Genomic DNA, 12,531 nt, shown 5'->3' with positions numbered 1-12,531 from the left:
AAACCCGATCAGGAGCGCCGAGGTTCCACAAGAGGGGTGTCGCGGTCAGCTTCTTCCCCCGCCTGCCGACGCGGCCCACGCCCCATGCGCGGGCCCACGTCTTCATGGAAAAGCGGCTCTAGCCCTATTCCTTGGACAGGTCCTGGTGCTGGAACCAGACGATGGCGCCGGCCAGGGGAATTCCGGTCCATAGACCGAGACCCAGCAGACCCTTGGCCAGGGCCTGGGGCGGCAGGCTCCCGGCGGCCGGACCGCCGTGGATCACGGCCTTCAACAGGTCGGCGGCCATGCCGGGCGTCAGAAGCGGCATCAGCCACCCTTCCGGCGAGACGCCCATGGAGGCCAGAAGATTGGGCAGGAAGAACTGCCCGATTCCGACGACCGTCGGCACGAACAGGGCCGCCAGAAGCGACCGCGTCATCACCGCCGCCAACAGGCCCAGCATGACGAACTGGACGATGCGGCCCCAGCCCAACAGGGTCAGCCAGGCCAGGTCGGCCAGTTGGCCGCCGGTCAGGCTGAAGGTCAGGGCGCGCTTGAACACCATCGCCTTGATCAGGCTGGAGGCGATGTCGCCGATCAGCACCGCGACCGTGGCGGCGATGGTCAGGCCGACCACCACAACGACCTTGCCCAGCAACAGGTTGGGCCGACTGTTGCGGGCCGTGGTCAGGCGCCATGTCTCCCAGCGATAATCGCCGGCGAAGATCGTCGCCGCGCCGATCAGCACGAACATCAGCACCGCCGGATTGGCGAACTCGGCCGCGCTGGAAACCAGGCCCGCGCCCAGGTCCAGCGGGGAGGCGTTCAGACCCAGCTCGGGCGGGAGCTTGCCCGCCAGCTTGGCCTCGTTGGCCTTGGCGAAGATGAAGGTCGCCGTCGAGATCAGAAGGCCGACCACCGGCACGAACAGCAGGCTCCAGAACAGGGCCGTCCGGTTCTTGGACAGGCGATAGGATTCGGCGCGGATCGCATCAACCAGCATGGGCGGCCCCCTTGGCGGCGTTGGTCTGCACGCCGGTCCAGCCGGTCTCGGTCATGAAGACGTCCTCCAGGTCGGCCCCGATCCAGCGGGCCTCTTCGATCTCCACCCCGGCCTCGACCAGGGCGCGGATGACGGCCGGGGTCTCCGACCGGGCGATGGCGGCCACCAGGGCGTCGCCGTCCAGACTGGCGCGCTCGCCCAGGACACCCAGGGCCTTGGCCAGGGGCGTGACCGACAGGCGAAGCCGTTCGCCGGACGCCGTCAGGTCCGAGACCCGGCCCTCGGTGATGACCCGGCCCTTGTTGAAGATGGCGACGCGGTCGCAGACGCGCTGGACTTCTTGAAGTTGGTGGCTGGCCAGGATGATGGTCACGCCGTAGTCGTCGGCCAGGCTGCGGATCAGGGCGCGCATCTCCTGGATGCCGGGCGGGTCCATGCCGCTGGTCGGCTCGTCCAGGATGACAAGGTCGGGCTTGGTCATCAGGGCGGCGGCGACGCCCAGGCGTTGCAGCATCCCGACCGAAAAGCCGCGCACCTTGCGGTTAGCCGCCTCGGTCAGGCCCACCCGGGCCAGCCAGCCGTCGATCTCCTGGGCCGGAACGCCGCCATGGGCGCGGGCCAGCCATTCCAGCACCTGGCGGGCGGTCATGAAGGGCGGAAAGCGCGGCGTCTCGATCATCGAGCCCATGCGCCGGGTGGCGGCCGGGTCGCCGATGCGTCCGCCCATGACGGTCGCCTCGCCGCTGGTCGGGCTGATCAGGCCCAGCAGGGTGCGGAACAGGGTGGACTTGCCCGCTCCGTTCGGCCCGAGAATTCCATAGACCCCGCCGCGCGGGATCGACAGGGTCAGACCGTCCAGCGCCTTCACCGCCCCATAGGTCTTGGTCAGGTCGCGGATTTCAATGACGGTGTCCATGATGCAAGCTTGGCGCGAGAACGTCGTTCCCACAAGCCGTCGTGCGCCTGTCGCCCATTAAGTTTAGGCAATCGTCTCGTATCGCATTCGAGGTCGCCCATGTTCCGTTTCCCGCTCGCCGGTCTGATCGCCGCCGGCGCCATCGCCCTGTCGTCCTGCGCTGGAACCCCGCCTGTGCAGACGCCGCAGGCTGTGGTCGATTCGACGGTTCAGGCGGCCTTGCCGGATCGGGTGATCCTGATCTCCATCGACGGCTTCCGGCCGGACTATCTGGGCAAGGGGCAGACGCCGGTGCTGGACGGACTGGTCGCCGGGGGCGCGTTCGGGCCGATGCGGCCGTCGTTCCCCAGCGTGACCTTCCCCAACCACTATACGCTGGTGACGGGGCTGCATCCCGACCATCACGGCGTGGTGGCCAACCGGTTCACCGACGCGCGGCTCGGCGTCTTCACCATGGCCAGCAAGGAAAGCGGCTTCTGGGATCAGGGCGAACCGATCTGGGTCACGGCCGAGAAGGCGGGGATGCGCACCGGGACCATGTTCTGGCCGGGATCGGAGGTCGAGATCCACGGCGTGCGCCCCAGCCAGTGGGCGCCCTTCGACCAGAGAATGCCGGGCGACGCACGGGTGGACCGTGTGCTGTCATGGCTGGATCTGCCGACGGACCAGCGGCCCAAGCTGGAGACCCTGTATTTCGACATCGTCGACACCGCCGGCCACCACTATGGGCCGGATGCGCCGGAAACGGGCGCGGCCGTGGCCTCGGTGGATGCGTCGATCGGGCGGTTGATCGACGGGCTGAAGGCCAGGGGGCTGTACGACCGGACGATGCTGGTGGTGGTGTCCGATCACGGCATGGCGGCGACCTCGCCCGACCGGGTGATTTGGCTGGACGACATCATCGACCCGGCGGCGCTGAAGATCGGCTATGGCGGGGCGGTGCTGACGGCCGATCCGGCGCTCGGTCGCGAGGCGGAGGTGCAGCAGAAGCTGGTCGGCCGGCATCCGCACATGGAATGCTGGAACAAGGCCGACGTGCCCGCGCGCCTCGTCTATGGCTCCAACCCGCGCGTAGGACAGATCGTCTGCCTGGTCGAGACCGGCTGGCTGACGGCGACGCGCGACCGGCCCGTGACCCGGGCGGGCGGGGCGCACGGCTATGACAATCAGGCGCCCGAGATGGCGGCGGTCTTCATCGCCCACGGGCCGGGCGTGGTCGCCGGACGTCGTCTGAGCGATCTGGATAGCGTGGATGTTCAGCCCTTCCTGGCGCGTATGCTGGGCCTGGCGGCGCCGGCCGGCGATGGTCGACCCGAAGACACCTTGGCCGTCACCCGGCCCTGATCGGCGGCGCATTGGCGCGCTGGCGATTTCAGCGCACAATGAACCTTGCACACGCGGGGAGGCGGCAATGCGCAAGAGTTTGTGGGTCGCGACGGTTTCGGTCGCCTGTCTGATCGCGCCGGTCGCGGTGGCCGATGCGACCGCGACGGCGGCGACCCTGGCCCTGATCGCCAATCCCCAGATATGCGGCCGCGCGGCTGCCGTTGGCGACGCCCAGCCGACGGCCGATATGGTCATGGTCCCCGGCTTCGGCGACGAGGGGTTCAAGATCGACACCGCCAACCCGGAGGCCCAGGCCTGGTTCGACTATGGGGTGCGGCTGCGCTGGGCGTTCGAGCACACGGAATCGGTGCGCGCCTTCCGCAAGGCGCGGATGCTGGACCCCGGCTGCGGCATGTGCGCCTGGGGCGAGGCCTGGGCCATCGGGCCGAACCTGAACGGCGGCGGGACCGATCCGGACTCGCTGGCGACCGGCCTGCGCGTGGCGCGCGAGGCGCGACGACTGGGGGGCGATGCGACGCCGATGCAGCGCCAGATGATCGATGCCCTGATCCAGCGCTATTCGGGCGGCGAGAAGAGCCGGGCGACCCGGTTCGCCCGCGCCATGGACCGGATCGCCAAGCGCCATCCCGACGACGTCTCGGTGGCGACCATTACGGCCGACGCCTGGATGCTGAAGCCCGAGAACGATTGGTGGGACGACAAGGGCAAGGCGACGGATCCGGCCGTGACGCGGGCCATGGCCATTCTGGAGCACGCGCTGGAGGTCAAACCGAACGATCCGGGCGCCATTCACCTGTATATTCACCTGACCGAATGGTCGGACGATCCGCACCGCGCCCTGGCCTATGGCGAGCGGCTGGCCCTGCTGGCGCCGGGGGCCAGCCATCTGGTGCATATGCCGTCGCACACCTTCTATCGCGTCGGCCGCTACAAGGACGCGATGATGTCCAACGTCCAGGCCGTGGCGCTGGACAAGGCCTACGACCGGCTGGTCGGGCCGCCCGGCGGGATCAAGGGCATGCGGCTGCACGCCCACAACATCCATTTCGGCATGGGCGGCGCCTTGATGGCGGGCGGGGTCGAGCGGGGGCTGGAACTGGCCGACTGGTATATGCAGACCTATCCCGAGCTTCTGGCCGCGCCCAAGCCGGACGAAGACCCCTATCAGACCTATCGCCAGATCATGGCGGCCGACGCCTACGCCCTTTACGGCCGGTTCGGCGATGCGCGGCAGGTGGCGGTCCTGGCCGAACCGGACGCCGGACGCCCCCTGATGCGGGTGGGTTGGCGCTACGCCCGGGGCGAGGCGGCGGCTCGGCGCGGCGATGCGGCGGCCGTGCGGACCGAGGCGACGGCCATCGCCGACCTGCTGGCCCAGGGCGTCTTCAAGGGACCGATGGCCGACCGGCAGAAGGGCTTCGCCGAACTGTTCCAGAAAGTGCTGGAAGGCCGCGCGGCGATGATCGACCGCGATTATCCCGCGGCGGTCGCCGCCTACGGCCGGGCCGCGGCGATCCAGGCCATGGCGCCGGAAGGCGGCGATCCGCCGATGATCTGGTATCCGACGCGACGCAGCCTCGCGGCGGCCCTGTTGGCCTCGGGCGATGCGGCGGGTGCGCGCGACAAGGTCGGTGAACTGCTGAAGGACTGGCCCAACGACCCTTACAGCTACTACGTCCTCTATCGGGCGCAGATGGCCTTGGGCGACGAGGCGGCGGCCAACGACGCCCTGCGCCACGCCGGAATCGAATGGATCGGCGGGGCGATGAGTCTGGCTGAGGCTTGAAGTTTTCGGTTAGGGCAAAGAGGCGTCCGACGTTCCTGACACGTCATTCCGGGGCTGAACGAAGCGAAGAACCCGGAACCCAGGGCCTCATCCCATGGCTAAACGCGGCTTACGCTGGTTGCGCGCCTCCTGGGTTCCGGGTTCGTCCTGCGGACGCCCCGGAATGACGCTAACGTTTGGCCGCCTCGATCATCCGGCCGATTTCGGCGGGGTCGATGCCGGCGCTGGCCTTGCCGTTGACGAAGAAGCTGGGCGTGCCTTGCAGGCGCAGGGCGGCGGCCGTCGTGTGGATGTCGGCGATGTGGCGGGTGGTGTCGGGCGCGGCGATGGCGGCCTTGGCGCGGGTCATGTCCACGCCGTGCTGGGCCAGGATCTCGTCGATGGAGGCGATGCTGAGCGCGCGGGCGTTCATCAGGGCGTCGTAGACCTCCAGATACTTGCCCTGCTGGTGCGCGGCCAGGGCGGCGCGGGCGGCGTATTGCGAGGTGACGTCCTCGCCGCGGTCCAGGATGGGCCAGTCCTTGAAGACGAAGCGCACCTCGGGATGGGCGGCCATCAGGGCGCGATAGTCGTGGGCCACCGCCTTGCAGCCGGGGCAGCGGAAGTCGAAGAATTCGATCACCGTGACCTTGGCGTCGGCGGGGCCGAAGCTGGGATCGCGGCTGTCGGGCGCCAGCAGGCCGGCGTTGGCGGCGGCGGCCTGGTTGATCTCGTCGACGCGGGCCTGGGCTTCCTTCTGTTGCAGGGCTGCGCTGGCTTCCTGCAGGACTTCGGGGTGCTTCAGCAGATAGCCGCGCACATCGCCGGCGCCCGTGAAATAGGGCGCAGCGGCCAGGCCCAGGGCGACGACCGACAGGCCCAGCGCCAGATAGTTTAAGCGCGCGCGCCGAGGCCGCCGGGCTTGGCGGCGGCTGGGGCGGCGGGGGCGTTCTGGGGCGCGGGGTCGTGATCGGTCATGAAACTCTCGGTCGTCAAAGCAGGGGGATCAGTTGAGGGTCGGGCGACGCGCGGCCTCACGCCGGTCCAGGTCCTGGAGGTCTGCGGGCGTGGCGCCCGAGGCCAGGACGATGTCCACCGCCCGGCGCCATTCGATGGAGCCGGGGTCCAGCATGGAGCGGGCGCGCAGGGCGAACTGGGTCGCCTGTTTGTCATCGCCGGCGGCGAAATAGTATTCGGCCGAGGCCAGACGCGCCTCGCCTTCCTTGCCCTGGGAGGCGTAGGCCTGGGCCAGAAGGCGCCAGGCTAGGGTGTTGTCCTTCTCGGCCACCACGGCGTGCTTCAGCTGGGCGATGGCCTCGTCCAGATTGGCCTTGTCGTTGGTCTCGATCAGGGCGTGGGCCAGGTTGATCCGCAGCAGGGGGGCGTCGGGCTTCAGCCGAACCGCCTCGCGGTGGGCGGCGATGGCCTCGGCCGGCCGGGCCTCCTCGAACAGGATCTGGCCTTTCAGTTCGTGGAAATAGGGGTTGTCCGGGTCGCCGGCGATCAGGGCGTCCACCGCCGTCAGGGCCTTTTCGGTCTGGCCGTCGCGATACCAGGCGATGGCGCGCGCATAGCGGGCGGGCAGGGACGTATCGGTCGAAGGATAGTCCCGCAGGGTCGCTGTCGGCTGATCCATGAAGGCGTGGATCTTGGCCAGGATCAGCGCGTGCTGGGCCAGACGTTCGGGGCTGTCGCGGTGGTCGTAGTGCGGCTGCTCCTGCACGAAGCGGCGCAGGCTTTCGATCCGCTGGGCCGACAGGGGGTGGCTGCGGAAATAGGGATAGCGGCGCGCATCGGAGAAGACCTCCTGCGAGCGGAAATTATCGAAGAAAGACACCAGGCCCGCGCCCGACTCGCCGGCGGCCTCAAGGCCTCGCGCGCCGGTCAGGTCGGCTTCGCCTTCCTGACCCTGGAGATAGCGAAGCGCGCCCAGGGTTCCGAAATACTGGCTGGAGCCCAGCAGGGCCACGCCTGCGTCCGGCGCGCCGGCCGCGATGGCCAGGGCGCCCAGGGCCATGGTCATGAACATGGGCTGTTTGCCCGCGTTCTGGGCGCCGTCGCTGAGGGTATGGCGGTTCTTGATGTGCCCCGCCTCGTGCGCCATCACGCCCAGCAGTTCGTTGGGGGTCTTGGTCCGCAGGATCAGGCCGGTGTTGACGCCCATGATCCGCCCGCGCGTGGCGAAGGCGTTCAGATCGTTGTCATTGACCAGCAGGACCTCGATGTCCGCCGGGTTCAGACCCATGGCCGAAAAGACCGGGTCAGCCCATTCCCGGATAATGCCTTCGACCTCGGTGTCGCGGATCAGGCTCTGGGCCGAGGCCTGGCCGGCGACGAGGAAGGCCGTAAGGCCCGCCGCCGTCGCCGCCAGAAGGCGGGATGCAGATCGGGGAAGCCATGTCATGGCATGCTCCAAGAACGACCGGCCCCCGCCGCCTGCATCCTGACAGTCTAATCGTGACCGATCAGCGGCGCCACCATCCGCGTTTCGGCTTTTCGGGCGGGGCGACGATCTGGTTCGGGTCCTCGGCGATCAGAGCCTCGACGTCGATCTCGGGCTTGGGCGCCGCGACGGGCTCGGCCAGAACCACCGGCTCGGGTGCGCGCGCCTCCGCGATGGCCTGTTCGACCACGGCGGCTTCCTGGGGCGTCACGTCCAGAGTGACAGGTTCGCCTTCGGTCGGCTTCTCGTTGGGCTCGATCGCGGTTTCCAGGGCCTCGACATGCGGATCATCGACCGTCTGGGCGGCCAGGTCCGCGCCTTCGGGCGCGGCGACGGCGGCCTTGCGGCGGACCCGGCGGCGCTGGGGCTCTGCGACGCTGGCGGGGGCGGCGGACGCCTCGGCTTCATCGGCGGAGGGCATGACCACGGCCATCGGCGTGTCGGGCGAACCGTCGGGCGGCATACCCTCGTTGGTGGCGCGGTTCTCGACCTTGACCTCGTGGGCCAGGGCGTCGCCGTTGCGGCCCCGTCCACGACGACGGCGACGACGCGGCCGTCCGCCTTCCTCGCCGGTGCCGTTCTTCGCCACCACGTCCAGACCTTCCACGGTCTCATGTGCGGCGGAAGAGCTTTCACTCCGCTCGCCACGTTCCGGGCGGCTGTCGCCCCGACCGGGGTTCAGCGGATCGAACCAGACATAGGGATCATCCAGCGACGGCGTGCGGCCCCGCACCCAGGTATAGACGTCGCGCTCGCCGTCCTCGCGGGCGCGGCGACCGCCGCGACGGCCGCGACGGCGGCGACGACCGTTCTCGTCCTCTTCGTCGTCGGACAGATCGGCCAGGCCGGGCGTTTCCTCGGCGGTTTCCTCGTCCCGACGACCGCCACGGCGGCGACGGCGGTTGCGGCCCCGGCCGTCGTGACGATCCAGACGCTCGCGCGCCTCGTCGTCGTCGGTGTCCTCGCGCTCCAGGGAGTCTTCGTCGTCCTCGTCGTCCGGGACGATCTCCTCGTCTTCGTCCTCGTCTTCGTCCTCATAGAGGTCGGCGTCGAAGTCGTCGTCCAGGTCGGGCAGTTCGATCTCGGGCGCGACGAAGTCCTCGTTGGTCTCGGTGCGCTCGATAGTGTGTTCGCCCTGGCCCAGGCTGTCGTCGATCTGGACGATGACGTTCAGGCCGCGACGTTCCAAGAGCGCCTGCAGATAGGCGCGCTTGTAGTTCAGGATATAGAGGCCGACGGCGGTGCAGACCTTCAGCACCACGACGCCCGCGCCGTTCTTGCCGGCCTCGATGTCGACGGCCCGCAGGGTCATCAGGGCGGCGGATTCGGCCGAACGGATGCGGCCGGTGCCCTGGCAGTGGGGGCAGGCCTCGGTCGCGCCCTCGATCACGCCCAGGCGACGACGCTGGCGGCTGATCTCCATCAGGCCGAACGGCGAGATGCGGCCCATCTGGATGCGGGCGCGGTCGGACGACAGGGCGTCCTTCAGCACCTTCTCCACGGCGCGGTTGTTCTTGCCCTCGTCCATGTCGATGAAGTCGATGACGACAAGGCCGGCCAGGTCGCGCAGGCGCAGTTGGCGCGCCGCCTCGACGGCGGCCTCCATGTTCGTCTTGAACGCCGTCTGTTCGACGTTGCGTTCCTTGGTGGCGCGGCCCGAGTTGACGTCGATGGCCACCAGGGCCTCGGTCTGGTTGATGACCAGATAGCCGCCGGACTTCAGCGGCACGACCGGCTGGTGAATCTGGGTCAGCAGGTCCTCAATGCCGTTCGAGGCGAACAGGGGGCGGGAGCCGCGATACAGGTGAACCTTTTTGGCCTGGGCCGGCATCAGCACGCGCATGAAGTCGCGCGCTTCCTTGAAGCCCTCGACGCCCTCGACCTGGATGCCGTCGAAATCCTTGTCGAACATGTCGCGCACGGCGCGGCGGACCAGGTTCTCTTCCTCGTAGATCACAGAGGGGGCGTGAGAAGCCAGGGTGGTCTCGCGGATCGTCTCCCACAGGCGCAGCAGATATTGATAGTCGCGCTTGATCTCGGCCTTGGTGCGCTTGGCGCCGGCCGTGCGGATGATCAGGCCCATGCCCTTGGGCACGTCCAGGGCCGCGACGGCGCTCTTCAGACGGCGGCGGTCGGAGGTGTTGGTGATCTTGCGGCTGATGCCGCCGCCCTTGCCGGTGTTGGGCATCAAGACGCAGTAGCGGCCGGCCAGCGACAGCCAGGTGGTCAGGGCCGCGCCCTTGGCGCCGCGCTCGTCCTTGACGACCTGGACCAGCAGGATCTGGCGGCGCTTGATGACGTCCTGGATCTTGTAGCGGCGCATCAGGCGGCGCTTCAGACGCTCCTCGTCGGCCAGGGCGGCCTCGGGATCGACGTCGTCGCCGGTGGATTCGCGATCCAGATCGTCCTCGTCCTCGTCGTCGTGCGCCTCGGCCATGATGGCTTCGCGGTCGGCGACCGGGATCTGGTAGTAGTCCGGGTGGATTTCGTTGAAGGCCAGAAAGCCGTGGCGATTGCCGCCGTATTCGACGAAGGCGGCCTGAAGGCTGGGCTCTACGCGCGTGACCTTGGCGAGGTAGATGTTGCCGCGAAGCTGGCGCTTCGCCCGGGATTCGAAATCGAATTCCTCAATCTGGCGTCCGTCCACGATGGCGACCCGGGTTTCCTCCGGGTGGGCCGCGTCGATCAGCATGGTCTTTGACATGGAAAGTCTCTCTCTGGCGCGCGCAGGCCGACCGTTCCGGATCACGGAACAGGGTCATGGCGGCTCGCCGAATAAGGGGAAGGGCCGGCGCGTGCGGCATCCCTTCGCCGAGAACGGCGAAGAAGGCTTGATCAAGCCGTTGGGGAGCGCAGGCGGAAAGGCCCATTGAAGTCGTCGGTCCTGAACCGGGCGCGCCAATCCTTGGGAAGGCCGCGTCCCTGGTCCGCTCTTCGAACCATCGGCAAGGCCGGGGCGGTTCTCGGATAGGTGAAAGTCAACGCCGCGAGGAGGGCGCGCCAGGCTTCGCCAGGGGCGAAATCGGCGCGATCGGTTCGCGAGCGGATCAAATCATAGTCACGCCGGACGCGAATTAAAAGCGCCTCGCCTTAACCCCCTGCATACGAGCGGCGTGCAAAGGTGCCGATCTAGTAGTTTTCGTGGGTTCGGCGTCGCAATGGGCGGTCGCGTTATGACAGATTTGCGGCGCTGGGGCGCGAAGGAATGGGCGATGACCGCCCTGGCCTTCGTCGTCATCTGCGTGGTCGGACTGTTCGCCACGCGGGGTCTGGCCTGGGGCGGGAACGGCGACGTGCTGGGCATCCGCTTCGGCGCCGACGGTGATCGGACCCGCGTGGTCATCGATCTGGAGAAGGCCGCGCAGGGGCGGGTCATCGATACGGGCGCGGACGGGCGCGTCACCCTGGCGTTGAACGGCGTATCGCCCGGGCGCGGTCTGGACGGCGGCGGATCGGGCCTGGTGCGATCCTACCAGGTGTCTTCGTCCGGCGGCGCCTCGCGGATCATGCTGGAACTGGCGCGCGGCGGCGAGATCGAGCGTCGCTTCCTGCTGCCGCCCGGCGACGGGGTGACGCACTATCGCTATGTGGTGGACCTCAAGGCGACAGGCGCGGCAGCGCGGCCCGCTTCGCGTCCGGCCCAGAATCCGCCCCCCCGTCGGGCGGAGCGGCCGCTGGTGGTGATCGACGCCGGTCACGGCGGCCGCGATCCCGGTGCGCAGGGGGCCGCGGTCAACGAAAGCCAGGTGACGCTGGCCGCCGCCCTGGCGCTGAAGGCCGAACTGGAGAAGACCGGCCGTTATCGCGTGCGTCTGACGCGCGAAACCAACACCTATGTCGATCTGTATCGTCGCGTGGCCATCGCCCGTCAGGCGGACGCGGACCTGTTCATCTCGCTGCACGCCGACGCGGGCTCGGACCCGGCGCTGCGCGGCGCCAGCGTCTATACCCTGTCGGAACAGGGCGCCGGGCGCGCGGTACGCGAGTTCACACGGGGCGACAACTGGGGCCGAGACCTGCGCCTGCCGGGCCGCGATCCTTCGGTGGACCGTATCCTGCTGGACATGACGCAGCGCGCGACCCAGAACCGCTCCGCCCAGTTCGCGCGCGTTCTGCTGACGCATCTGGAGGCTTCGGAGCATCCGCTGCTGCGCCGCAGCCATCGCGATGCGGGGCTGGCTGTCCTGTTGGCGCCCGACGTGCCTGCGGTCCTGCTGGAGATGGGCTTCATCACCAATCCGGACGATGAGCGGCTGCTGACCGACGAACGCGCCAGACGGCGACTGATGAAGGCGGTCGCGGACGGAATCGACCGCTATTTCCGCGAACCGTCTGCGCCGATCATGACGGCTTCGACGCCCAGCGCCAACGGCTGAGGCGAGACCCGGTCAAGCCAGACCGGCCTTTTTCAGCGTCTTCCAGGCCTTGATGACGCGCTGCAGCTTGGCCTCGGCGCCGCGATCGCCGCCGTTGGTGTCGGGGTGGAAGCGTTTCAGCAGGTCGTGATAGCGCGCCTTGATCGCCGCCCGGTCCGCGCCCGGCTCCAGATCCAGATCGGCCAGGGCGGTCCGTTCCAGCTTGCCGACGCGACGGTCCTCCGTCGGGGATTGCGGGGCCTGATCGCCCTTGCGGCCGAACAGGCCGAAGCTGTCGCGCCACGAGCCAGAACCGGTGGTGTTGGACGTGCCCATCTTGGCGGCGAAGGCCGCGGCCTCGCGCGTGAACTTGCCGGCCTTCATTTCCCAGGTCGGGCGGCCGCCGGTCATGGCCTCGTTCTCCTGAGCGGCGCGAATCTCGCCCTCGGTCATGCCGGCGTAGAAGTTCCAGCCCTTGTTGTATTCGCCGGCGTGCGCCTGGCAGAATTCGTAGAAGTCGCTCAGCCGCTCGCGCGACTTGGGCGCCTTGGCCGTCGCTGCGCGGCGGCAGTCGGGCCATTGGCAAGGCTTTTCGCCCGGCTTCAGGTGCAGGGCGTCGCCCTGGGCGGCTTCCTCCTCGGCCTTCGGCGGCTTCACGCGAATGTCGGTGAAGCGCGGCTTGTATTGAAAGGAAGCGGTCATCACCCGAAGTGTAGTCCG

The 12,531-nt window shown here is 68.7% G+C and carries 9 protein-coding genes; 3 read left to right on the top strand and 6 right to left on the bottom strand.

Annotated features, from left to right (window positions below):
• Positions 1–124: 124 nt before the first annotated feature.
• Positions 125–985 (bottom strand): hypothetical protein, encoded by an 861-nt coding sequence (locus ACWPV3_RS13075; RefSeq protein ID WP_453978141.1) that lies wholly within the window; start codon positions 983–985, stop codon positions 125–127.
• Positions 975–1,901, bottom strand: a complete 927-nt coding sequence (locus tag ACWPV3_RS13070; RefSeq protein ID WP_453978140.1) for an ABC transporter ATP-binding protein — start codon at positions 1,899–1,901, stop codon at positions 975–977. Before ACWPV3_RS13070 ends, ACWPV3_RS13075 begins: the two co-directional genes overlap by 11 nt.
• Positions 1,902–2,000: 99 nt before the next feature.
• On the opposite strand from ACWPV3_RS13070, the gene ACWPV3_RS13065 reads away from it, so the two are divergent.
• Positions 2,001–3,245 carry an alkaline phosphatase family protein gene (locus ACWPV3_RS13065; protein WP_453978139.1) on the top strand — a complete coding sequence of 415 codons (1,245 nt, stop codon included), beginning with the start codon at positions 2,001–2,003 and terminating at the stop codon, positions 3,243–3,245.
• A 67-nt stretch (positions 3,246–3,312) separates the two neighbouring features.
• On the top strand, positions 3,313–5,034 hold the full coding sequence (locus ACWPV3_RS13060; RefSeq protein ID WP_453978138.1) for a tetratricopeptide repeat protein: 1,722 nt from the start codon (positions 3,313–3,315) through the stop codon (positions 5,032–5,034).
• A 169-nt stretch (positions 5,035–5,203) separates the two neighbouring features.
• On the opposite strand, the gene ACWPV3_RS13055 is transcribed toward ACWPV3_RS13060, so the two are convergent.
• The 3 genes from ACWPV3_RS13055 to ACWPV3_RS13045 all read right to left on the bottom strand — a co-directional run bounded on the left by ACWPV3_RS13055 (position 5,204) and on the right by ACWPV3_RS13045 (position 10,160).
• Positions 5,204–5,833, bottom strand: coding sequence for a DsbA family protein (locus tag ACWPV3_RS13055; RefSeq protein ID WP_453978137.1), 630 nt, complete (start codon positions 5,831–5,833; stop codon positions 5,204–5,206).
• A gap of 186 nt (positions 5,834–6,019) precedes the next feature.
• Positions 6,020–7,417 carry a M48 family metalloprotease gene (locus ACWPV3_RS13050; protein ID WP_453978136.1) on the bottom strand — a complete coding sequence of 466 codons (1,398 nt, stop codon included), beginning with the start codon at positions 7,415–7,417 and terminating at the stop codon, positions 6,020–6,022.
• 61 nt (positions 7,418–7,478) lie between these two features.
• Positions 7,479–10,160: an Rne/Rng family ribonuclease gene (locus tag ACWPV3_RS13045; RefSeq protein WP_453978135.1), complete on the bottom strand. Its 2,682-nt coding sequence runs from the start codon at positions 10,158–10,160 to the stop codon at positions 7,479–7,481.
• A 508-nt stretch (positions 10,161–10,668) separates the two neighbouring features.
• Here ACWPV3_RS13045 and ACWPV3_RS13040 point away from each other — a divergent pair.
• Positions 10,669–11,832, top strand: coding sequence for an N-acetylmuramoyl-L-alanine amidase family protein (locus ACWPV3_RS13040; RefSeq protein WP_453978134.1), 1,164 nt, complete (start codon positions 10,669–10,671; stop codon positions 11,830–11,832).
• Positions 11,833–11,844: 12 nt separating this feature from the next.
• On the opposite strand, the gene ACWPV3_RS13035 is transcribed toward ACWPV3_RS13040, so the two are convergent.
• Complete coding sequence (locus ACWPV3_RS13035; protein ID WP_313452660.1) at positions 11,845–12,513, bottom strand: J domain-containing protein; 669 nt, start codon at positions 12,511–12,513, stop codon at positions 11,845–11,847.
• Positions 12,514–12,531: the final 18 nt, after the last annotated feature.

The sequence above is a fragment of the Brevundimonas sp. Marseille-Q4549 genome (assembly GCF_976940555.1).
Note: the sequence above shows the minus strand (reverse complement) of the source record. Positions and strands in the feature narration are given on the sequence as shown.